The organism is Deinococcus marmoris DSM 12784, from assembly GCF_000701405.1.
In the GTDB taxonomy this organism is placed as follows: Bacteria; Deinococcota; Deinococci; order Deinococcales; family Deinococcaceae; genus Deinococcus; species Deinococcus marmoris.
Genome location: NZ_JNIV01000027.1, coordinates 26,817 through 49,850, shown reverse-complemented (window position 1 = coordinate 49,850; position 23,034 = coordinate 26,817). Strand labels below are relative to the sequence as shown.

The 23,034-nt window shown below is 66.7% G+C and carries 17 protein-coding genes; 3 read left to right on the top strand and 14 right to left on the bottom strand.

Features of this window, described 5'->3' with window-relative positions; genetic code table 11:
• From Q319_RS28620 to Q319_RS0108435, 6 genes are all read right to left on the bottom strand, one after another.
• Positions 1-208: carbohydrate ABC transporter permease (locus Q319_RS28620; RefSeq protein ID WP_425387984.1), on the bottom strand; the 208-nt coding region annotated here is incomplete at its 3' end.
• Positions 142-612, bottom strand: coding sequence for a carbohydrate ABC transporter permease (locus tag Q319_RS24345; protein ID WP_245619056.1), 471 nt, complete (start codon positions 610-612; stop codon positions 142-144). The genes Q319_RS28620 and Q319_RS24345, both read right to left, overlap by 67 nt.
• A 187-nt stretch (positions 613-799) precedes the next feature.
• Complete coding sequence (locus tag Q319_RS0108450; protein ID WP_029481839.1) at positions 800-1,840, bottom strand: zinc-dependent alcohol dehydrogenase family protein; 1,041 nt, start codon at positions 1,838-1,840, stop codon at positions 800-802.
• A gap of 50 nt (positions 1,841-1,890) precedes the next feature.
• Positions 1,891-2,517, bottom strand: a complete 627-nt coding sequence (locus Q319_RS0108445) for a hypothetical protein (RefSeq protein WP_029481838.1) — start codon at positions 2,515-2,517, stop codon at positions 1,891-1,893.
• An 85-nt stretch (positions 2,518-2,602) separates the two neighbouring features.
• Positions 2,603-6,982 carry an alpha-2-macroglobulin family protein gene (locus Q319_RS0108440; RefSeq protein WP_081845950.1) on the bottom strand — a complete coding sequence of 1,460 codons (4,380 nt, stop codon included), beginning with the start codon at positions 6,980-6,982 and terminating at the stop codon, positions 2,603-2,605.
• Positions 6,983-7,131: 149 nt separating this feature from the next.
• Positions 7,132-8,118 (bottom strand): sugar-binding transcriptional regulator, encoded by a 987-nt coding sequence (locus Q319_RS0108435; protein ID WP_029481836.1) that lies wholly within the window; start codon positions 8,116-8,118, stop codon positions 7,132-7,134.
• A 214-nt stretch (positions 8,119-8,332) separates the two neighbouring features.
• Between Q319_RS0108435 and Q319_RS0108430 the strand changes: the two genes are divergently transcribed.
• Both Q319_RS0108430 and Q319_RS0108425 read left to right on the top strand, forming a co-directional pair.
• Positions 8,333-9,007 carry an N-acetylmannosamine-6-phosphate 2-epimerase gene (locus tag Q319_RS0108430; RefSeq protein ID WP_034414316.1) on the top strand — a complete coding sequence of 225 codons (675 nt, stop codon included), beginning with the start codon at positions 8,333-8,335 and terminating at the stop codon, positions 9,005-9,007.
• Between the two features lie 153 nt (positions 9,008-9,160).
• The gene (locus Q319_RS0108425; RefSeq protein ID WP_034414313.1) at positions 9,161-11,719 is read left to right on the top strand and encodes an excinuclease ABC subunit UvrA; all 2,559 of its coding nucleotides are present in this window, start codon (positions 9,161-9,163) and stop codon (positions 11,717-11,719) included.
• Positions 11,720-11,874: 155 nt separating this feature from the next.
• Here the strand turns inward: Q319_RS0108425 and glf are convergent, their stop codons facing one another.
• Together glf and Q319_RS0108415 are read right to left on the bottom strand one after the other, a co-directional pair.
• The gene (glf, locus tag Q319_RS0108420) at positions 11,875-13,026 is read right to left on the bottom strand and encodes a UDP-galactopyranose mutase (protein ID WP_029481833.1); all 1,152 of its coding nucleotides are present in this window, start codon (positions 13,024-13,026) and stop codon (positions 11,875-11,877) included.
• A complete protein-coding gene (locus Q319_RS0108415; protein WP_415813848.1) occupies positions 13,019-14,275 on the bottom strand; it encodes a glycosyltransferase family 1 protein in 1,257 nt (418 codons plus the stop codon). The genes glf and Q319_RS0108415 overlap by 8 nt, the downstream gene beginning before the upstream one ends.
• 204 nt (positions 14,276-14,479) lie before the next feature.
• Between Q319_RS0108415 and Q319_RS0108410 the strand changes: the two genes are divergently transcribed.
• Positions 14,480-15,613, top strand: a complete 1,134-nt coding sequence (locus tag Q319_RS0108410; RefSeq protein ID WP_081845949.1) for a glycosyltransferase family 2 protein — start codon at positions 14,480-14,482, stop codon at positions 15,611-15,613.
• On the opposite strand, the gene Q319_RS0108405 is transcribed toward Q319_RS0108410, so the two are convergent.
• From Q319_RS0108405 to Q319_RS0108380, 6 genes are all read right to left on the bottom strand, one after another.
• Complete coding sequence (locus tag Q319_RS0108405) at positions 15,577-16,167, bottom strand: class I SAM-dependent DNA methyltransferase (RefSeq protein ID WP_029481829.1); 591 nt, start codon at positions 16,165-16,167, stop codon at positions 15,577-15,579. The two genes, Q319_RS0108410 and Q319_RS0108405, sit on opposite strands and share 37 nt — an antisense overlap.
• Positions 16,164-16,898 (bottom strand): PIG-L deacetylase family protein, encoded by a 735-nt coding sequence (locus Q319_RS0108400; protein WP_051655215.1) that lies wholly within the window; start codon positions 16,896-16,898, stop codon positions 16,164-16,166. The genes Q319_RS0108405 and Q319_RS0108400 overlap by 4 nt, the downstream gene beginning before the upstream one ends.
• A 26-nt stretch (positions 16,899-16,924) precedes the next feature.
• A complete protein-coding gene (locus Q319_RS0108395) occupies positions 16,925-19,303 on the bottom strand; it encodes an acyl-CoA dehydrogenase family protein (protein ID WP_029481827.1) in 2,379 nt (792 codons plus the stop codon).
• Between the two features lie 383 nt (positions 19,304-19,686).
• Entirely contained in the window at positions 19,687-21,024 is a 1,338-nt protein-coding gene (locus Q319_RS0108390) for a family 1 glycosylhydrolase (RefSeq protein WP_029481826.1), read from the bottom strand.
• 10 nt (positions 21,025-21,034) lie between these two features.
• Positions 21,035-21,904 carry an SDR family oxidoreductase gene (locus Q319_RS0108385; protein ID WP_029481824.1) on the bottom strand — a complete coding sequence of 290 codons (870 nt, stop codon included), beginning with the start codon at positions 21,902-21,904 and terminating at the stop codon, positions 21,035-21,037.
• Positions 21,905-22,189: 285 nt separating this feature from the next.
• Complete coding sequence (locus tag Q319_RS0108380) at positions 22,190-23,014, bottom strand: SDR family NAD(P)-dependent oxidoreductase (RefSeq protein ID WP_051655213.1); 825 nt, start codon at positions 23,012-23,014, stop codon at positions 22,190-22,192.
• Positions 23,015-23,034 lie beyond the last annotated feature (20 nt).

The following is a 23,034-nucleotide window of genomic DNA, read 5'->3' as shown; positions in this document are numbered from 1 at the left end:
AGCTGCGGGGAATGGCCGAGAGGCCCGCCAGAAACAGCACGATCTGAAAGCCCAGGTTCTGCCACACCACCAGGGCCGCCGTGGTGGCCAGCGCCTGATCCGGGGAGTTCAGGAAGTTCTGCGGCGTGATGCCCAGCCAGATCAGGAAGGTGTTGACCGGACCGAACTGCGGGCTGAACAGCCACTGCCAGACCCACGCGGCGGCCACGATGGGGGTGACGTAGGGGGCGAAGTACAGCGCCCGGAAACCCCGCGCAGGGCGACGATCTTGTTCAGGAGCAGGGCCACGATCAGTCCCAGCGCGATCTGCGCTGGGACGCCGACGACGGTGTACAGCGCCGTGTTCCGTAGCGCCTGACCGAACTTCTCGTCGGCGAACAGGCGCTGATAGTTCTCGGTGCCGACGAAGGGCTGGGTGTCTTTGAGGATGTTCCAGTCGAACAGGCTCAGGCGCAGGGCAGAGAAGGTGGGCAGGAAACGCACGATCAGGAAGAAGATCAGGGGGACCAGCAGGAAGGTGTAGGCCGTGCGGGTCTGGTGCCGCCGCATCGAGCCGCCGCGCCGGGGGGGCGGCCTGCCCACACCGCCCATCAGCGGTGGAGACGCCTTCACAGATCCTGACGGTGGCCTGAGACCGACCCGCTCAATACCATCAACTTACGAAACATATGCGCCCTCCTGGGTTTTGCACTTTCGGGACCATCCTGGCCCGAGATTGTACGGCGTGCCGGAGGAAAATTCTGTTGTGGCGAATCAGGGTGTTGTCACCGCAGGCCCGATGCGTTCAGCCTCAGCCCCCTCAGGCGAAACGGTCAATGACCTGAACCCCGGTGCCGTTAAACGAGTCCATCTCTGTCAGCGCACCAATAGACTCCTCCAGCGTCAGCCGCGCACCGATCAGGCGGTCCGGGCGCAGCAGACCGCTTGCGATCATGCCCAGCATTTCGGGGTAGGCGTGGGCGGCCATGCCGTGGCTGCCGTAAATCTCCAGTTCTTTTGCAATCACGGCGTCCATCGGCAGCGGCGGGCGGCTGTGACCCGCCACCAGCAGGCCCACCTGCACATGCCGCCCCTGGGTTCGCAGGCATACGATGGAATCGGCGCAGGTCTGCGCGTGCCCCAGCGCGTCCAGCGAGAGGTGTGCGCCGCCGCCCGTGACCTCGCGGATGGCCGTCACCACGTCCACTTCCCGGTTGTTGAGGGTCACTTCCGCCCCCAGTTCCGCCGCCCGTTCCAACTTGTCCGCGCCGATGTCCACCGCGATCACGCGTGCGCCCAGTGCGCGGGCGATCATGATGGCCGACAGGCCCACGCCGCCGCAGCCGTGAACCGCCACCCACTCGCCGCCGCGCACCCGGCCCTGCTGCACCACCGCGCGGAAGGAGGTGGCGAAGCGGCAGCCCAGGCTGGCCGCCGTCACGAAATCCAGCCCGTCCGGCAATCTCACCAGATTCCCCTCGGCGTAGCGCAGGGCCACGTATTCGGCAAACGATCCCCAGGCCGTGAAGCCCGGCTGAAACTGGTCCCGGCAGACCTGCTGCTGCCCGCTCTGACACTCCGGGCAGCGCCCACAGCCGGAGACGAAGGGCAGCGTCACCCGGTCCCCCTCGCGCCAGCGGGTGACGCCCTTGCCCACGGCCACCACGGTTCCGGCGATCTCGTGACCGGGGATGTGGGGCAGCGCGATATCGGGGTCATGGCCCATCCAGCCGTGCCAGTCGCTGCGGCACACACCGGACGCCTCTACCCGCAGCACCACGCCGTCCGCTTCGGGGGTGGGATCCGGCACAGTTCGCAGTTCGGGGCGCATTCCAAATTGCTCGTAGACGACAGCTTTCATACCCTGAATTCTTTCATGGCACAGACTCTTTCACGGCTATGGTCCGCCCGTCACCACTTCAGCGCCCCTTTCCAGCCCCGCGCCCGCACCAGCCTTGCCGCCCGCATCGTGGCTTCGCGGTAAGCGGCATTCAGGCGGGCGGGGTCACGGCCCAGCAGTTCGGTGTTCAATCGCAAATCCGGCAGGTCCTCAAGCCCCGTCGGCGTGCGTGGATCACTCTTCCCCTCCCCGCTGAAGGTCCGGGCCAATCCCTCGGCCAGCCAGCGCGGGATTCCGGCAGGCTGGGCCGTGTGGAACGCCTCGTGCCGCACCGTATTGGGCAGCAGGCCGCGCGCCGCCAGCGCCGAGAGCCGTTGCGTGCGGATGACTGCCCCCTGCGTACTGGCCGCAATATTGACCGGTTCCCCGGTGCGGGCCTGGAAGTCTGCCGCGTTGCCCGCCGCCTCAATCCGCACCTTTACGGGAGGTGACAGACCCAGCGCCTTCAGGTCCCGTGCCGCCGCGTCCCAGGCTTTATAGACGGCCCCGAGTTGCTGACGGTCCTGGGGGTCCACGTAAATGACCGTCAGAGAGCCGTGCTGGGCCTGAAAGGCGTGGGCGGCAGGGGAGAGGAGGGCCAGAGAGAGGAAGAGCGCGCCAACTTGCCAGAAAAACGGCCTGCCCGGTGGCCCCCTCACCCCGCTGCTTTGCAGCGCCCCTCCGCTTCACGGCTCTGCGAGTCACCCACAGGGGTAGAGGGGTCAAAATACAAACCTGCCCCCCTCACTCTCCCCGGTCCCGCACCGTGAACGTCGTCGCCGGGGCGTAACCCTCCACATCCGGGTCATACATCAGGAAGGCGTGGGTGGGCAGCGCGGTGAAGGTGCCGGGGGTCTGGGCGCGCAGCAGGTAGGTCATCTTCTGCTCGCCTTTCAGGTAGTCGGCGTACAGGTCCACGCGGTCATCTAGGAGGTCACGGCCCGCGTACCAGTGATTCCAGTTGTCCCAGCCGTATTCGTCAGGGTCTTGCAGGCCCGCGATGCTCAGGCTGCGTTCGTCCAGCGCCTTCATGCCCGCCGGGATGGGATCGCTGACCACCATGTAGCGCGCGGCCTGACCCACTGGCTGCACGCTGAGGGTCACCAGAATCAGGTCCCCTACCGTGACGGGCTGCATCTGCCCGCCTTTCAGGAGTGAGACGCGGCGGTAAGTATATTTGTTGTTTTTGGCGTCCCAGACAGGTTCCAGGCGCTGATACTGGCGGCTCAGGCGCAGGCCCTTGCTGGCGTCCCCCTTCAGTTCGGTGGGTTCGCGGCTGTACTTCAGTTGGGTGCTAAAGGTCAGCCCGGCGGGTGCGCCCTGAAGCGTGACCGTATGCGCCCCGGCTTTCAGGGTGCTGGCGTCAATCTTGAGGGTGGCTGCCTCCTGCCCGCTGAGGGTGGCCTGCCCGGCAGCTTTACCGTCCAGCAGGGCACTCACGTCGCCGCCCACAGCCTTTGGAGGCTTCAGCGCCAGCGCCGCGATGATCACGTTGGTGGTGTCCTGGGTGGACAGCCACTTGGGGCCGCGCCGATTGGACAGCAACCACTGCGAGACGCCGGGAATCAGGGCGCTGTCCGGCTCCAGCGTGGCGATGGCCTCCAGCGCTTTGGCCGTGACCTGCACGCTGTTGTCGTCCCAGTAGTCGTACCAGGAATCGCCGCCCCCCCGTTTGGGCGTTTCCCAGTGCGACAACGAGCCGCCCTGCGTGCCGATACGCTTTGCTTTCAGGCGGTCCAGCACGTCGCGGGCCGCCTGTGTCTGCCCGGACTTGCTCAGGGCCAGTGCGGTTTCGGCCAGCGCATACGGTTCCAGATCCTTGCGGCGGGCGAAGGCCATCAGTTGCGTCTTGTCCACCTTCCCGGCGTCGGCCAGGGCACGGTAGGCGCTGGCACGCTCGGCCTGTCTGCCCTTGGGGTTGGGCACATTTTTGGCGAGGTATTGCAAGCCGTTGTACAGCATGTCGTTGTTGACCTTCGCCCCCAGTTTCTTGGCGCGTAACAGGCCCTCCACCACGTAGGCGCTCATTTCCAGCGTGCTGTCGTCGTACTGCCAGAAGTTCCAGCCGCCGTCCTCGTGTTGGAACAATTCCAAACGGGCCAGCCCCGCGCTCACGATGTCGGGCAGATTCTCCGCCACGCTCTGCGGCAGGGCGGCGCTGCCCAGGTTTTCCTCGGCCAGCAGCGCGGGCAGAAAGCGGCTCATGGTCTGCTCGGTGCAGCCGTAGGGGTATCCCACCAGATACTCCAGCGCGGGCGACACGGCGGACAGCAGCGACGGCGTGAGGCTCAGGCTCAGGTCCAGCGTTTTCAGGTTGGCATCTGCCGGAATATTGAGCTTGATGCTGGGCTGAGTGGCGCTGCCCACCGCCGTCTGCGTGACCTCGTACCCTCGGGCCTTCACAGGCAGGGGAAGTTTGAGGGCGTCACTACCGGAAGCTGTGCGGGCGGTGAAGGTCACGTTCGCCGTGCCCACGTTGCCTGCCCCGCCCGCTTTCAGGGCCGCGCCACTCAACGGGGTCAGACCGTTCAGCACTGCGCTGGCCGTCCCCATGACTGGTTTATTCAGCGTGTTGTTCACGATCCCCGACAGCGTGACCGTGTCGCCCCGCACCAGGAACGTCGGCAGGCTCAGGCGGGCGATGACGTCCCTGGTGGTCATGGTAGTGGCGACTGTTTGCCCGAAGCGTGGGGTCTTCGTCTGGGCGCGGGCCGTCGCCACCCAGGTGGTCAGATTGTCGGGGAACTTGACTGAAACCTCGGCGTGGCCCCCCGCGTCGGTGAGGAGGTTGGGCACCCACAGAATGGTGTCCTTGAAATCCTGGCGCGGCGTGACCTCGCTGTCGCTGGCGGCAGCTCCGGCCCCAGCCTGCTTGTCCTGCGCGAAGGCAGGGGCGGTTTCCATCTGCCTGGGCGCGGACGCCACGTTGCCCACCTGCGAGAAGTAGAAATTGAGGCTGGAATTGGTCCCTACCGCGTTGCTGCGCGGCGCGTCAAAGACCTGGGCAATCGGCGTGCTGTTGTCGCGCTGCACCAGATAAATCGCCCCATCCACCACGCCCAGCGCCACCTCTCCGGCCACACCCTTGCCATCCGCCGTTTTTACATCCACGCTGAATTTGCCCGTGTCGCCGGGGGCATAACGGGCCTTTTCAGGCGTGACCTTGCCCGTCAGGGCCGCGCCGACACGGGGAACTTTCACGCGCGCCTCGTTGCTGTAGAACTGCCCGTCGCTGAGGGTTGCCGCCGCCACGGAAATGTTGGGGGCCATGTCCGCCGTGACCGGAAAACGGTAGGTCAGCACCGCGCCCGTGCCTCGCAGGACGGTGGAACTGCGGAGCTTGTCGCCTTCCAGCGTCACCAGCACCGGAGCGCCGGGCCTGGGATTGCCCACCAGCACGGTGGCGGTGTCGCCGGGGGCGTAGCTCTTGCGGTCCAGTTGTACGGTCAGATCGCGGTAATTCCAGCCGTAGTCCTCGCCGGGCTTCAGCACCCAGACAAAGTTTTCAAAGGTACTCGCGCGGCCCTGCGCGTCTTTCACGGTGGCCCGCACCAGATACCCGCCGCCACGCGCGGTAGACAGGGTGGTGCTGGCCGTCCCCGCCGCGTTCGTCTGGACCTGGGAGCGGGCCATGCGCGTCTCGCTCAACATCCATGTTTTCTTCTTCTTATCGTAATCGTAGCTCTGGCGGATCAGGTCCAGTGTGACCGGGGCGGCGCGGGCCACGTCCTTCAGGTCACGGGTGTCCAGCGATACGCGGATCGGCTTGCCCGCGTCGTACACGTAGCCGTCAGTGCTGGCCTCCACGTTCAGGCTGGCCGGGAAGGCGATCACCTGCGCCACTGCGCTGACTGTGCGGCGCGACTCGTCCTCTACCTCGGCCTCGATGCGGTAGCTGACGGGTTGGCCGTCCGGGTCACGCTCCAGCGGCAGGGTCAGGTCAAGGTCTCCGCTGGCGTTCAGGCGCGTTTCCTCCTGAATCACCAGGTCGGAGCCGTAGTCCTGGCCCTCGTCGCCAGGCGGCAGGGAATCGCTGTCAAAGCCGGGCGGATAGTAGGGGGCGCGGGTGACGTTGTAATTGACCCTGGCCCCGCTCACGTTGCCCCCGAACAGATAGCGGGCCGAGATGCGGACGCTGACCTTCTCGCCTTGCACGGCGCGTTTGCGGTCCGGCGCAAGGGTGACGGCGTATTCGGGTTTCTGGTAGGCCTCCACCTGAAAGCTGCCGCCGATGTCGCTCTGGCTGTCGCCGTCGGCCTTATCGGGCTTCAGTGAGAAGTAATACTCGCCCAGTTTGGCCCCAACAGGCAGATCCAGCCCGGCGTTCAGCGAACCCAGCGCGTTGGTGGTCAGCGTCTTGCGGTACACCTCGTCGCTGTCGGGGGACGTGATGGTCACGCGCACGGGCGTATTCGCCAGCGGCGTGAGTTTGTCCGCCTGCCGCAGCACCGCCTTGAAATCGACATGCTGGCCGGGGCGGTAGATCGGGCGGTCCGTGTACACGTACCCGCGCACGAGGGGGGCCGCGTAGCTGTTCCAGTACGCTCCGCTGATGGCCCAGTCGTTGCCGGAGCGGGCCAGAAAAGTTTCCTTATCTGAATCGGCGTCGGCCTTCTTGGTGAAGCGGGCCACACCGTTGGCGTTTGCCAAAACTGGAGCAGCCCCGCCCAGCGCCCACACCCGCGCCGCCCGCGTCTGGCCGCTTTCACGGTCTGCCGTGTAGGTCAGCGCCTGCTCCGCGTCGCGCTTGACCACCAGACCCAGGTTGCTGACCAGCACCACCGCGCCCAGGCTGCCGGTGCCCACCACGTACACGCCGCTGGGCAGCTTGCCAAACTTCAGCTCGCCGTCCCGTCGGCTCAGCTTGACTGTGCGGACTGTCTGGGTGCGGGTGGACGCCGTGATCTTCGGGCGGTGCGGATCGGGCGAGGCGGCGAACAGGGCCGCCGGGTCCAGCACCCGCCGCAACGTAAACGTCGTTCCAGCGGGTGCGGAGACCTCCACACTGACCGGCTGGCCGCCCCGGAAGACGCCGCCGTAGATAGAAACCTCGCTCTGGGCCGGGGCCAGACCCACCAGGAGTAAACCGGATAACAATGCGCCCCGCGTCCACCGTCGTTTCATGTCTGCCCCTTTGTGCGCTCTGCGCCTGAGCCAGAGCTTCTTCCTGTCCAGATTGTGTCACTTCTCGCCTTGTCCGTGCAGATTTCGCTCACGGTAGGCTCTCCCGGAGAGTGCGGCGTCATCCGAAAGGCGGGGCAGGGACGGCGGCCCTAGCCCTCGCTGCCGCCCAGCTCCAGCACCGCCCGCGCCGTTATCTCGTCCACGATCAGGCGGCGCATCAACCCTCCGGCCAGCGCGGCGTGCAGGGCGGCGGCCTTGCCCAGTCCGCTGACCACGCACAGCGACTCGCTGGCCCCCCGGATCAGCGCCAGGGGCGGGCCGCTGGCACGGGCGTTCAGGTCCAGGCCCGCGTCGCTGCCGTCCGCACGGTAAAAGACGGTGGCGATGTCGCCCACTGCGCCCTGCGCTCCCAGCGCGGCCAGATCATCAGCGTCCAGATAACCCGCGCTGTACACATGGCTGGGGGTAGAGGCCGTGTGGCTGCCCACCGAAAAGATCAGCAGATCGGCCTGTTTCTGCAACTCCAGCACATGCCGGACGCTGCGTTCACGCCACATGGCCCGCTTGGTGGCCGGATCGTCGAAGAAGGTGGGTACCGGGAAGAGCTGCGCCCCTGCCGAGAAGTTGCGCGCAAAGCGCAGGATCGTGTCGGTCACGAAGCCGCTCATGAAGTCGGCAGCGTTGGCCGAACCGTTGAGCTGCACGAAGGTCAGCCCTGGCACCGGACGGGGAATCAGCGCGTGGCCCACCGCGTTCAGCGTGTTGCCCCAGGCCAGCCCCACGGTCATGCCGGGGCGCAGCAGCCCGGTCAGCGCGGCGGCGGCGGCGGCGGCCACGCGCTCCAGCCACAGCGTTTCCGGGCTGCCCTGCGGCACGCCCACCACCTGCGCGTGCAGGAAGGGATAGCGCGCGTGCAGGCGGGCTTCCAGCATCTGTGCCTGCCCTTCCGGGTCATGGATGCGGATTTCCACCAGACCGCTGCGCCGCGCGTGAGACAGCAGGCGCGATACCTTGGGCCGTGACAGGCCCAGCTCCGTGGCAATCGCGTCGGTGGTCAGGCCCTGCACGTAATACAGCCGCGCCACCCGGACGGCCTGAAGGTCCTGGCTTGCAGAGGGGGCGGAAGCGTGCGCCATACGTGGGGGTCAGCATACGGCTGAGGCGGGAGGTGTCAAGCGTGGGGCTGTTTTTTTGGGCTGTCTGGGTTGCCGGGCCTGTCCGGGCCTTTCTCCAGAGATGTAGAGTAGGGCCGTCCCATGACGAAACGTTCCTTGCCCGCCCTCACCTTTGCCCTTTGCACGCTGGGCAGTGCCTGCGCCAGGATCATTGAGGCCGGGGGACTGCGCATTCATGCCTGAGCGGACCGTGCTGGACAGGCTGCGAGGCGGCCTGATCGTCTCCTGTCAGGCCAACCCCGACTCGCCCCTGTGCGATCCGTACATTATCGGGCAATTGGCGCTGGCCGCCGAGCGGGGCGGTGCAGTGGGCCTGCGGATTCAGGGCTTTGAGGACGTGGCGGCGGTGCGGGCCGTCACGGAGTTGCCGATCATCGGCCTCACGAAGACGGACCGGGATGACACCGACGTCTACATCACCCCCACCGCTGCCGAGGGCATGAAACTGGTGGAGCTGGGCGCGCAGATTGTGGCGTTCGATGCCACCGCGCGTTCCCGCCCTGAACCGCTGGCAGAGATGTTCGCTGCCGTTCACGCGGCAGGGGCGTTGGTCATGGGTGACATCAGCACGCTGGACGAGGCGCGGGCCGCTTATGACCACGGCGTGGACATTGTCAGCACCACCCTGAGCGGATATACCCCCTACAGCCGCCAGCTCGCCGGGCCAGACTGGGAACTGATGCGGGAGTTGCGTGACGCGGGCCTGCCCTTTGCCGCCGAGGGGCGACTGAACAGCCCGGCGGACGCGGCGCAGGCCGTGAGCCTGGGGGCAAGTTTTGTGGTGGTGGGCAGCGCGATCACGCGGCCAGATGTGATTACGGGTTGGTTCAGGCGGGCGCTGGGGGCGTGAGTGCCTAGTGTCCAGAACGAATGTCAAATGTGGGGCGTATCGCCTGCTGAAACCACCGCTCCCGGCGGGAGACTGAGCGAGGCGGGGAAAAAGCTTCAGTGATCGTTGCGACTCGCCCACGTGCGTGGGCAGCCCACCCATACTGCATGGGCCATGCCAGATTCTCCTGAATTTTCCGGCTTCGTGCAGGTGCGCGGCGCGCGGGAACACAACCTCAAAGACCTCTCGCTGCGGGTGCCGCGTGACGCGCTGGTCGTGTTCACCGGGGTATCCGGCTCGGGCAAGTCCTCGCTGGCTTTCGGGACGCTGTATGCCGAGGCGCAGCGGCGCTACCTCGAATCCGTCTCGCCGTACGCCCGCCGCCTGTTTCATCAGGTGGGCGCGCCCGACGTGGACTCGATCACGGGCCTGCCCCCGGCGGTGGCCCTGCAACAGGGGCGCGGCGCACCCACCGCCCGCTCCTCGGTGGGCAGCGTCACCACCCTGTCCAATCTGGTGCGGATGCTGTACTCGCGCGCCGGAACGTACCCGCCGGGGCAGGGCATCGTCTACGCCGAGGGCTTCTCGCCCAACACCCCTGAGGGGGCCTGTCCGAACTGTCACGGTCAGGGCCGGGTGTACGAGGTCACGGAAGCCTCGATGGTGCCCGATCCGTCGCTGACCATCCGCGAAAGGGCCGTCGCCGCGTGGCCCACGGCCTGGGGCGGACAGAACCAGCGCGACATTCTGGTGTCGCTGGGGACCGACGTGGACGTGCCGTGGCGTGAGTTGCCGCCCCAGACGCGCCAGTGGATTCTGTTCACGGATGAGCAGCCGGTGGTGCCGGTGTATCCGGGCCTGAGTCCCGAAGAAACCAGAAAAGCGGTCAAGCGCAAACTCGAACCCGGCTACATGGGCACCTTCAGCAGCGCCCGGCGGCATGTCATGCACACCTTCGCCAGCACCGAGAGCGCGGCGATGAAACGGCGGGTGCAGGGATACATGATCGCCGCCGAGTGTCCGGTCTGCCACGGCAAACGGCTGCGCCCGGAAGCCCTGTCGGTGGGCTTCGCGGGCCACGACATCACGGAATTCTCGCGGCTGCCCCTTAAACAGGTTGCCGCGTTGTTGCGTCCCTACGCCGCCGGGCAGGAGGACGCGCAACTCGGCCAGGACCAGTTCGCCCAGCATCAGCCCGCGCAGGCCCTGGCCCGGCAGCGCCTGACCGAAGACCTGGTGGCCCGCCTGGACGTGCTGCTGGACCTGGGACTGGGTTACCTGCAACTGGAGCGCTCGACGCCCACGCTCTCGCCCGGCGAGTTGCAGCGGCTGCGGCTGGCCACCCAGCTCTATTCCAACCTGTTCGGCGTGGTGTACGTGCTGGACGAGCCTTCTGCCGGGCTGCACCCCGCCGACACTGAAGCGCTGCTCTCGGCCCTGGACAACCTGAAGGCAGCGGGCAACTCGCTGTTCGTGGTGGAACACGATCTGGACGTGGTGCGCCGTGCCGACTGGCTGGTGGACGTGGGTCCGGGAGCCGGGGAGGGGGGCGGCAGGGTCCTCTACAGCGGATCGCCGGAGGGCTTACGGGATGTCAGGGAGTCTAAAACTGCCGAATACCTGTTTAGGACGGCTCCCCAGGGACGACATCAGCCGCGCACGCCCAGCGGCTGGCTGGAACTGGGCAGCGTGACGCGCCACAACCTCAGTGACCTGCGGGTCCGGTTTCCGCTGGGCGTGCTGACCTGCGTGACCGGCGTTTCCGGTTCGGGCAAGTCCACCCTGGTCAGTGGGGTGCTGGCCGAGTCGCTGGCGGCCCATCTGGGTCACGGAAACGTGGAGCAGGCCGACGGGTCACTGGACGAGGAAGACTTCGGGGATAGCCCGCCACCTGCCACCACCGCGCATCTGGGAGGCGACGTGGCCTCGCTCTCACGGCTGGTGCAGGTCAACCAGAAGCCCATCGGGCGCACGCCCAGAAGCAACATGGCCACCTACACCGGCCTGTTCGATCACGTCCGCAAGCTGTTTGCCGCCACCCCGCTGGCCAAAGAGCGCGGCTACAGCGCTGGACGCTTTTCCTTCAACGTCAGGGGCGGGCGCTGCGAACACTGCCAGGGCGAGGGCTGGGTGATGGTGGAACTGCTGTTCCTGCCCAGCGTGTACGCGCCGTGCCCGGTCTGCCACGGCGCGCGGTACAACGCTGAGACCCTGGATGTCCATTACCAGGGCCGCAACATCGCCGGGGTACTGGACATGACGGTGGATACCGCCTGGGACTTCTTCAGGGGCGACGCGGCGGTGTTCCGCAGCCTGGACACTCTGCGAGAGGTGGGGCTGGGTTACCTGCGGCTGGGGCAACCCGCCACCGAACTCTCGGGCGGCGAGGCCCAGCGCATCAAGCTGGCCACCGAATTGCAGCGCGCCGGACGGGGGCAGACGCTATACATCCTGGACGAACCCACCACCGGCCTGCACCCCGCCGATGTGGAGCGGCTGGCCCGCCAGCTTGACCGTCTGGTCGATGCCGGGCACAGCGTGATCACGGTGGAACACGACATGCAACTGGTGGTGGGGAGCGACTGGGTCATTGACGTCGGACCCGGCGCGGGGGACGAGGGCGGCCTGATCGTCGCGCAGGGTCCGCCCCGCGAGGTGGCGCGGGCACAGGACAGCCGCACCGCTCCCTACCTGGCACAGGCGCTCGGCGACGCTGGACCAGAGACGGATTGATTTCCTGGAAATCCAACCTCAGTCACCAGAGAACGTACTGGAGTTACGCGCCGCCAGACCCAGGGGAATCAGCAGCGGCGCGGTCAGGATCAGAAGGCATTTCAGGCAGCGGTGTGGCCGAGAAGATGTGGGGAGTACGCGGCTTTGCCTGCTGATCAGACCTGGGCCAGATCAGCCGTCTGCTTTTCCCGCAACCGTTTGAAAGTGGCCAGGGCCTGCGCCACCACCTGATCCATGTTGTAGTACTTGTAGGTGGCGAGGCGGCCCACGAAGGTCACGTTCCGCTGCGCCCGGGCCAGTGCCTCATATTTCCTGTACAGCTCGGCATTCTCGGGGCGCGGGACCGGGTAGTAGGGATCGCCCTCTGCCTGCGGATACTCGTAGACCACGCTGGTGCGCTCATGGCGCTGCCCCGTGATGTACTTGAATTCGCTGATGCGGGTGTAGGCGTAATCGTTGGGATAGTTGACCGTGCCCACAGCCTGGAACTGCGGTCTGTCGTGCGTCTCGTGCCGGAATTCCAGACTGCGGTAGGGCAACTTGCCATATTGATGATCAAAGAAAGCGTCCACCGGGCCGGTATAGATCAGGTGGCCGTGTGGAATCAGGCCCAGAATTTCGCGGTAGTCGGTGTTCAGCATGATCTTGATGTTGGGTCTGTGCAGCATCGCCTCGAACATGCGGGTGTAGCCGTGCAGCGGCATGGCCTGATAGGTGTCGGCGAAGTAGCGGTCATCCCGGTTGGTGCGGGTGGGCACGCGGGCCGTCACGCTGGCGTCCAGTTCGCTGGGGTCCAGACCCCACTGCTTGCGGGTGTAGCCCCGGAAGAACTTGTTGTAAAGGTCGCGCCCTACCTTGCCCACCACCACGTCCTCGCTGGTGCGGACCTGCTCCACTGGCTCGGCCACCGAGGCGAAGAATTCCTCCACCTGAAAGGCGGTCAGGTTCAGGCCGTACAGGCGGTTGACCGTATCCAGATTGATAGGAATGGGCAATTCCTGCCCGTCCACGCTGGCCAGCACCCGGTGCTGGTAGGGCCGCCACTCGGTAAAGCGCGACAGGTAGGCGAAGACCTCGGCGCTGTTGGTGTGGAAGATATGGGGGCCGTAGGGGTGGATCAGGACGCCCGCGTCGTCATAGCGGTCATAGGCGTTGCCGCCGATGTGGGGGCGGCGGTCCACGATCAGCACCCGCTGGCCTGCGCTCGCCAGCCGTTCGGCCAGCACACTGCCTGCGAAGCCTGCGCCCACGATCAGGTAGTCAAAACCGGCTGGGGCCGCGCCGCTGAGTTCAGGAATTTCAGTCATCGGAACCCGTCAGCAGCGCGTGGGACGCCAGCGCAGGGAGGCGGGTGGTGGGGGCGGCGTCCTCGATCAGTTCGGCCATTTGCGCCCAGGTGCGGTCCCAGGACAGCGCGCTGAGGTACTGGTCTGCGCGTTCCTGACGCTGCCGCGCGGCCTGTGTCCCTGCCTCATCCAGCACCGCCTTGCAGGCCGCCTCGAAGGCATCTGGAGTGTTGGCGATGCGCGCCAGTTCCAGATCGCCGTAAGGGCGGACCACGTCGCGGATGCCGGTGGAGACCACGCCGACGCCCGCCGCCAGGTATTCCGGCGTCTTGGTGGGGCTGATGAACTCGGTGGCGGCGTTGCGCGCAAACGGCAGCAGGGCCACGTCCCAGTGGGCCAGGTAGGCGGGCAACTCGGCGTAGCCCTTCATGCCCAGGTAATGGATATTGGCGGCGCGCGGCAGCTCAGCGGGATCGATCTTGACCACCGGCCCGATCAGCACGAACTGCCACTCCGGCTGACGCCGGGCCACTTCAGCGATCAGGGCCGTGTCGAAACGCTCGTCGATCACGCCGTAAAAGCCCAGGCGGGGGCGCGGCAATGCGGCCTGATCCGCCGGGTCCTGCAACCCTTCGCGGGCCTGAGCGAAATGCCCGACATCCACGCTGGAAGCAAAAGCATGTACGTTGGGATGGCGCTCGGACTTGGCCTCGTACAGCCGCTGACCGCCCGTGAACACCACTCCGGCACGGTCAAAAAGCTGCGCCTCACGCACGCGCAGCTCAGGGGGCGCGCCCCTGAAATTGGCCAGCTCGTCCATGCAGTCGTAGACCGTGACACGCGGGTTCAACCCCACCGTGACGGGCAGTTCCATCGGGGTGTAGACCCACAGGTCATAGTCCAGCAGGCCCTCGTCTTCCACCAGTTCGCCCAGCAGCCGCGCCGTGCGGGCCTGGGACTCGGCGGCGGAAAAGCCGCTCTGGATGTGGGGCGTGCAGACGGTGACGCCGCCCTCCTGTCTGGTTTTCAGGTGGTCGCCCGGCTCCCCAAAGAACGCCTCCCCGAAGACCGGCTCCTCGAAGTAATACACGGCGCGGCTGCGGGCGGCGCGGGTCATCAGGTGCTGGGGGCGTTGAAACACGAAATCCCAGCGCAGATGCGCCAGCACGATCAGGGCAGGCCGGGCGGCCAGGGTGGGTCGGATGGACTGGTGGTGGTGTGGCACGTTGAGCTTCCCTCCCAGGATGCGCGAGGCGGCGGCAGATGACAAAAACCCACGGCCCGGTGAGCGGCCAGCCCTGTTCCAGCTTCGTGGCGGCCCCCCGGCGGTGATCGTCTGGACTATAGGAGGGGGTTCCGAAATGCAAACGTAACATGCACATGGATTGCGTCCCAGATGGACTTCAGCTAAAGAATTTCATGGTCTGGGCTAAATGCAAAATGAGTGCGGTCGGGCGCTAGGCTGCCGCCACCCATGACGTCGCCCAGTCATCCCTTCTGGCCTGCCGCCTCCGGCTCTGAACTGCCGCCTGTTGTCGTCGCGATTCCAGCGCGCGACGAGGCGGAAGGGATCGGCGCGACGTTGCGGGCGCTGGGCGCACAGATGAACGGAACTGGGCAGCCTTTCCAGAATTTCGGCGTGCTGTTGCTGGTCAACAACTGCGGCGGGGGAACAGCGGTCCGCGCCAAACAGGCCGCGCCGCAGGGGCTGAAGCTGCGAATAGAAGAAGTGTTCCTGCCCCCCGGCGAGGCCAATGTCGTCGGCGCACGCCGCCGCGCCCTGGACCGCGCCGCCGAACTGGCCGGGGACGGCGGCGTGATCGTCAGCACCGACGCCGACACCCGCGCCGCGCCGGACTGGTTGTGGGCGCTGCTTCAGCCCCTGCTGGCCGGGGCCGACGCCGCCGCTGGGCGGATTCTGTTAGGTGGGGACGGGGCCGCCCTGGAGGAGGAGGTCCGCCGCACCCATCAGCTCGACGACCTGTACCGGCTGGCCGCCTGTCAATTGGGTGCCCGCCTGAACCCGGACCCCGCCGATCCCTGGCCCCGCCACTGGCAGCACTTCGGCGCGAATCTGGCCCTGAGCGTGCGCGCCTACCGCGCCGTGGGCGGGGTGCCGCAGGTGCTGTGCCTGGAAGACCTCGCGCTGGTGCGTGAGCTGCGCCGCGCGGACCTGACGCTGCGTCATACCCCCGACGCCCGCGTGTACACCAGCGCCCGCCTGTCGGGCCGGGTGGCGGTGGGCCTGTCCACGCAACTGGCCGAATGGCGGTGTGGGCCGCAAGTCTGGCGCGTTCCCGGCGGCGCAGAAATCGCGGCACTGGCCCGCGCGGAAGCGGCGCTGCGGGCGGCGTATCCGGGCGGCTGGCACCCCCAGCTCCCTCACCTGTGGCGGTCTGAGGCTGGGCCGCTTAAGGCAGCCCTGCACGCGCCCACGCTGGGCCAGGCCCTGGAGGCGGCCCACGCCGCGCGGGAAGCGGGGGACTGGGGTGCCCAGTACCCATCCGTCCCCGTGGGGCAGGCGCTAGCCGAGGTGCGCGGCCTGCTGAATCAGACTGCCGCGCCCGCCATTTACATGCCGTCGCGGGTGAATACGTCCAGTCGGTAGCCCTGCTGCCCGTCCCCGTGGCGCTCGGCGTGCAGGTGGTGCAGGCCGTGGCCCACGCGCGCCAGTGTGGCGGCATGCACCGCGTCGCCGGTCTGCGGGTAGTCGTGGACCTGTGGCGTCCAGTGGACCAGCAGCAGGGTTCCGCACGCACTGAGCCGCGCCAATACCCCGTCCAGTGCCGTTTCCAGGTTTTCCGGCGAGAGGTAATACAGCACCTCTGACAACACGATCAGGTCAAAGGGACCGTCCGGCAGGTCCGTGGGAAGGCGGCGGCGCTCGAAAATGATGTTGGAGTGGGCGGCGTTGCGCGCCCGTGCCCGGGTCAGCGCCTGCTCGTTCAGGTCCACGGCCCACAGTTCCCCGGCCCGCCCTGCCAGCAGACCGCTCAGCACGCCGATGGAGCAGCCCACCTCCAGCGCCCGCGCATAGCGCTCATGGGGCAGCGCAGATAGCGTGCGGGCGTACTTGGCGGCCTCGTAGGGGCTGCTGGCAAAATCCCAGGGGTCCTCGCGGGCGCGGTACACGTCCTCGAAATAGTCTTCCGGCAGGGTCATGTGGTGGTGGCCTCCTGTGCGGCTGGGACGGCTTGAACGAACGCCTCGAAAAACAGTTCCGGGCCGTTCAGCGCCCGCTCCACCATCTCCGGGGCCAGGGTAAAACCGTGCGGATCATCGGAAATGCCCCCCAACTGGGTGGCGTGCGCGGCGATGGCCTGCGCCTTGCGGGACCGCGCGGCCCCCACCGCGAGGCTCCACACGCGCGCTTCCTGAGCGGTGGGCCAGGCATTGGCGTCCCCGCGCTCGGGCAGCCACACCGCGTATTCCAGTCGCCGGGTAGCGGGTGGGGCCGCCCCCCAGACCGGTCCCCACGCGGCGCGGTGATCGGGGTGCGGGTCGCGCCGCCACGGCAGCAGCAGCGTGGCGGGAGGGGCAGCAGCAAAAATTCTGCCTACCTCGCGTCCCATGTCAGCAGGGTCCACTCTGTCCAGCGCGCCGTCTGGCAGACCCAGGGCGTGGGTGCGGGTTTCTGGCACGCCCAGCGCCGCCAGCCCCGCGCGCCACTCGGACAGCCGGGACTGGGCCAGTCGGGCGCGTGGAAAGCTGGGTGAGTTGGGATGGGAAAATCCACCGTCCGTGACCAGCAGGGCGTGGACCTCGCGGTCCAGATCGGTCAGGGCGGCGATCAGGGCGGCGCACCCCAACGCCTCGTCGTCCGGGTGCGGCGAGACGATCCAGACCGGGCCGGGCAGGGTCCGGGGGTCCAGGGGGACAGGATTCAGCGTCACAGAATCCACTGTTACAGCGTCCAGCGTCACAGCCCCTCGTCTCCCCACGGGCTGTAGGCGTCGTCGGCCAGTTCACGGGCGTCCAGCACGGCGCGGCCCAGATGCAGGCGGGCGGCGTCGGGGGCAGGCTGGCGCAGGTACATCCGCAGGTCGCGCAGCAGCCGCTCGGCGGGGTGTGGGGCGAGCAGGCCGCGCGCACCCACCGCGCGTTCCACAGCCTCGCAGGTCAGCAGACAGGCGTCCTCGGTGACCTCGCGGGCCAGGGCGACGTAGGCCAGAACGCGCGGCAGATCATCCGCCCCCGCTCTCTCCAGATGCACTCTGTTCAAATGCGCTCCCTCCAGATGTGCTGCGCCGCGCAGGACCGTCTGCCACGCCGCTTCCAGCCGGGCCGCCACCGCTCCAAAACGCAGGCGCTGGAGGTCGTCGCCGGTCCGTTCCAGTTGACGCAGTACATCCCGCCCGGCCTCCAGCACGGCGTCTGCACCGCCCAGTTGCACGGCCAGAAACTGTAGCGCACCGCCGCCGAACTCCGGCTGGCGGTAATAGTCGCCCGGTTGTCCGATCACGTCGTCTGCGCCGAGATTCAGGCCCGTCAGGTCCACGCGGAAACTGACGGTGGGCCGCATCCCCAGCGGCTGCCAGAAGGCCGGGTCAAAACGTTCGGGCGGCGCGGCGTGGGGCAGCAGCGCCAGCACCCGGCCCCCGCCCTGCGGCAATTCGGCGGGCAGCAGCGGGCGGGTCACGAAGTCCGCGCCGGAGGTAAAGGTCTTGCCGCCGACAAGTGTCCAGCCCACGCCCGCCTCATCCCGCTCCAGTCGCAGACCCGGCCCATCCTCGGTGTTCCAGACGCCGAACAGCTCGCCGCGCCGGGCATCGGCCTCCGTGCGTTCGCGCTGCTCCTGAGAACCGTGGGTCTGAATCAGGTGCAGGGCATTGACATGGCCCTCGTAGATCCGGCCCACCGGCAGACTGGCCCGGCCCACCCGGCGCAACACGGCCAGCAGCCGCGCGCCGGACAACCCCAGACCTCCACTGGCTGTAGGCAGCGTTGCTACCAGCAATCCGGCCTCTCGCAGCGCCGCGAACGAGGCGGCAGGAAAGGCCCCGTCTGCGTCGCGCGCGGCGGCCTCGGCAGCAATGGCAGAGGCCGCGTGGGCCAGGCGTTCCAGCACGGCGCTGAGTGTGGCGGGTTCGGGGGGCAGCACGTCGATGTGTTCGGCGGCAGGCCGTTCGTGCTGCTCCTGGGCGTGGTTCAGGGCGTCGACCAGCGGGCCGTGGGCCGCGCGGCCTCCCAGGGCGTCGGGGTAATCCCACAGCCCGTTGTGGCAGTGGCGGTCATCGTCCCAGCCGGGATGGTTGACCACCGGGTACAGGCAGACGCCGTGGATGGGGACGCCACCCGCCCGCGCCGCCTCCACCTCGCGCGCCACCCCTGCGAACCACGGCGCACGCTCGCCGTCCTCGGCCCCAGTTTCGGCAATGACCAGCGGGCGGGCGTAGCGGGCATGGACCTCGGCCAGCAGCGCGCGCAGGGGCCGGTGATCGGCGTCGCCCGGCGTCAGAAACTTCCGCAGATGCGCCTGCGGGTGGTGCCACCACTGGTTGTAGGGGTAAAAATTCAGGCCCACCACATCCACGTACCCCTCGCCGCCGCCCAGTTCCGGCAGGGTGCGGCCCAGCAGCATGTCCAGCGCCTCGAACTGCGAGGCGTGGCTGTGCCGGGCGGTCTCGGCCTCCTCTGGCCGTTCAGGATGGGGAACGACGCTGATCAGCGGCTCGGCGTGCAGGAAACGCACCGCCGGGTCAACCCCGCGTGCGGCGTCCATGCCCGACATGGCCGCCCGCACCAACTGGGCCTTGAGGGTCAGCCCGCGCCCCTGCGCGAAGGGATTCAGGTAGCCCACGTCACCGCCGCCCCAGGCCGTGAACGAGATCTCGTTGACCGGGCAGATCCACAGCGTCCCTTCGGTGTGTTCGCGCAAAAACCGGGCCGCCGCCGCCGCGTAACGGCCAAAGATGGCTGGAAAGTCGGGGGCGAACAGATCTACAAAATCTGGAAAACCGTAGTGCAACAGGTCCCAGACCACCTGCACCCCCGCCTCCCGCGCCGCCGTGACCTGGGCGAGCGCCGAGGAAAAGTCGTACTCGCCCGGCACCCGTTCGATCAGGTGCCAGCGCAGGCCGTCGCGGGCGGTCAGCAGGCCGCTGGCCGCCAGCCGGGCGTAGTCCTGCCCAGCAAAGCGGTCATGCGCGGTGGCGTCGATCACGTCGATGCGTCGTCCTGAAGGACGGCGCTGGGTGCTGCACTCGAACCCGCCCCAGTAAAAGGACTGGAACCCAGGAGGAAGGGCGGGGGCGGGTGCCCCGGCAGGTGGCGGGGCTAAAGCAGGAAGCGAGGTCATGGCCCAGAGTGGCGTCAGGAGGGGGTGGCGCGGCTGTGGAGGGCGTGAACTTTTCTGTAGGCTTTTGCCGCCAGGATGGCTTCGGTGGGCGACTCCCGTGAACAGCGGTGAGGGTATGAAGGTCTGTTACGCCGCATGAGGCTGGAACATATCGGCTGGCAGGAACACGGATCTCTGGTTGCGCTCGGTTTGAGAATGTTGTTCTGATGGATGTCCTGACCGTATTTCGGGGGTCTTCAAAGCAAAAACGTGGAGGCCAGCATCACCGACACTGGTTCCACGTCTTCGCCACATTTTCTCCTGTCCTGGACTGGCGCTCCCGCAGCCGGACCCTGGGCAGTCAATCCCTACCAGTCGCGGAAAAATCAGGACAGAAGGTGGGTCTACACCTCGATCTTCAGCCGGGCAGCCTGATCGGTGATCTCGAACAGTTCGCTGTGCGGCGAGACCGTGATCTGCCCGTAGTTATCCAGCAGGTCACGGTAGGCGTGGGCCACTGGATTGGGCTTGCGGTCCAGGGTGTACAGGCCGTTGGTGTTCACTGTCCCTTTTTTCTCGGCCAGTTGGATGTCCCAGTCGATCTGATCGGTCAGGCTGTACCAGGTAAAGCCCACCACCGGGGTGCCTTCCTGGCGCATCCGCAGGACGTTCATCCACTGTTTCCACAGCCAGATCGGGGCCTGCTCGAGGTCCGCGACGTTGGTCTCGGTGTGAAAGACCGGCTTCTTGTAACGCTCGTAGTAGCCCTGGACGATCTGGTACCAGCCGAAGACGTCCTCACCGAACATCACTTCCCCGTCGGGCTTGGTGATCTTCTCGTTGTGGCCGTAGTAATCGCTGCCCATGATCTGGTGGCCCGGCGGCTCTCCGGCCATGAACCAGTCGTACTCCTCGCGGGACAGGCCGTTGTCCATCAGGTACAGCAGGATGTCCGCGTCGGGCGTCACCGCGTAATTCAGGTCCAGCGAGAGAAACCGCAGCCGGTTTTGCAGCGAAATTTCCGAGCGGGGTTCCGCGCTGGCGTCGTGCATGTACTCGGCGCTCTCGGCCTGCACGATGATGGCGTCGGAGCGCACGCGGGCTATCGACTGACAGGCCAGGATGTTGGCGGCCACCCCATGCTTGAGGGCGGTCACGAAGCCGCGTTCGGACTTGAGCTGCTCGTTCCACAGGCCGTCCTGCGCGCTGGCCTTGGCCGTCACGTAAATTTCGTTGACGGGCGTGTAGTGCCGCACCCAGGGGTAGCGCCGCGCCACCGCCTCGGCGTACTCGGCAAAATGGACCGGCAGCTCCGGGTTCTGGAAATTGCCCAGCCAGTCCGGCACCCCAAAGTGCATCAGATCCAGGATGGGGGTGATCTCCAGCCGTTTCATCTCGGCCATCACCTGATCGGCAAATTCCCAGTCGTACTTGCCCGGACCCTGGTGAACGCGGTAGTAAGGGAGACCGTACCGCAGATACTTGAGGCCCAGATCCTTGACCAGATGCAGGTCCTCTTCCCAGCGCTCGTAGTGGTGGCATTCCTCCAGCTCGTCGCGCCGCACCTTGCCCTGTTCGATGGTGGGGTAGGAACACTCGATACCAGTGGCGAACATGAAGTTGCTGGCCTGTCCGGTGGGCAGACCCTTGCCGCTGCTGCCCCCCGCACCCCCGAACTCGTCACCGAGATAATTGCCGTCGCCCAGCTCTTTTTTGATGATGTCCAGAAAACCCTTGCTCATAGCGAACACCTCATGAGGAGAGCTTCCCGCCAGTCACATGCAGCAGCGAACCGGTCACGAAGGAGCTGTCCTGGCAGGCCAGGTACACGTAGGCGGGGGCCAGTTCCTCGGGCTGTCCGGGACGGCCCAACGCCACCTCGTGACCGAACTTCTGGACTTCTTCCAGCGGCATGGTGCCGGGGATATTCGGGGTCCAGACCGGACCGGGCAGCACCGCATTGATGCGGACGCCGTTGTCCAGCTCACCGAATTGCAGCGCCAGCGACTTGGTCAGCGCGTGGATGCCAGCCTTGGAAGCGGTGTAGTCCACCAGGATGGGATTACCCGTCTCACCGACAATCGAGCCGGAGTTGACGATTGCGTCGCCCTCCTTGAGGTGCGGCAGCGCGGCCTGGATCATGAACACGTAGCCGAACAGGTTGGTCTCCAGCGTGCGCCGCAGTTGTTCCTCGCTGATGTCCAGCACACTCTCCTGTGTCGCCTGATACGCGGCGTTGTTGACCAGCACGTTCAGGCCGCCGTATCTGTCCACGGTCTGCTGCACGGCGTCCAGGCGGGCGGCCTTGCCGCGCACGTCGGCCTTGATCACCAGGCACTGGCCGCCGCGTTCCTCCACCATCTGCTTTGTGGTCTGTGCGTCGCCGTCGTTCTCGTTGTAGACGATGGCAACCAGCGCACCCTCAAGCGTGAAGGCCAGCGCCACCGCGCGGCCAATCCCGGAGTCTGCACCGGTGATGAGGGCGATCTTGCCTTTCAGTTTGCCCGCAGCCCTGTACTCTTTCAGATCGGTCTGCGGCTGGATGTCCATCTCGGACTGTTTGGCGGGATAGGGCAGGGTCTGGGCGTTCTTGAAATCTTCGGACGTGGGTCTATCGGGCATGGGGCCTCCTTGTCATGGATTCCATGCTGTGACAGACGCTGTGGGGCTTGTGTCTGCTTCGCTACGCGGCGGCGTTGTTTCAAGAAGCTCTAAAGGGGAAGGGGACCATCCCGAACGGCCCCGCCTCCCCCCACCACGACAGGCAGTGGCTGATGTCGGCCTTTGTGGATATTAAGCCGCAGTAGCCAAAACTCTCTTTGAGAGCTGTTCTAGGCGAAATTTTCATTTCTCTCCAGAGGAGTGATACATCCTGAGGTAGCCGCAGGCTGATCCTGCGCGGATTTACTAGTTGTAATTGAAGGTGGAGGTGCAGCCCCCGTCCACGGTCACGATAGATCCAGTCATGAAGGAACTTGCTCCAGAGGCCAGGAAGACCACCACGCGGGCCACCTCATCCACATGGGCCTGTCGTCCTAGGGGCTGGCGGGCGGCATTGCTCTCCCGCCGTTCCAGCGCTGCCGCCGCCTGCTGAGGGGGCAGCCGGCCCCGCTGGCCGCCCATGTCGGTATCCACGTAGCCTGGGCATACGGCATTCACGCGGACACCACTGGGGCCGTAGTCCACCGCGAGTTGCCGGGTGAGATTGATGACCCCGCCCTTGGAGGCGCAGTAGGCGGGTGCCTGAGGCGCGCCGATCAGGCCGTAGGTGGAGGCGACGTTGACGATGGTTCCCCTGCGGTCCATCAGATGGGGCAGTGCGTATTTGGCGCACAGAAAGGGGCCGCGAAGATTGACCGCCATCACGCGGTCCCAGTCGTCGACCTCCAGCTCGTGCAGGCGTTGTGCGCCTCCCGAAATGCCGGCATTGTTGATCAGGATGTCCAGGTGACCACAGGTGGCCACGGTCCGCTCCAGCAGGGCGCGGACCTGTTCAGGGTCTGCGACGTCGCAGGCGATGAAGTGGGCCGTTCCTCCTTCGGCACGGATGGCGCGGGCCGTGTCTTCTCCCGCGTCCAGATCCACGTCGGCGACGATCACCTGAGCGCCCCCGGCAGCCAGCGCACGGGCGGTGGCCCTGCCGATCCCACTCGAGGCCCCGGTGACCAGGGCCACACGGCCATCGAATTTTTCCGGTGTTGTCGTGCGGCCACCTTCAGCATCAGGGGTCATAGGGACTGACTGTAGCGCTC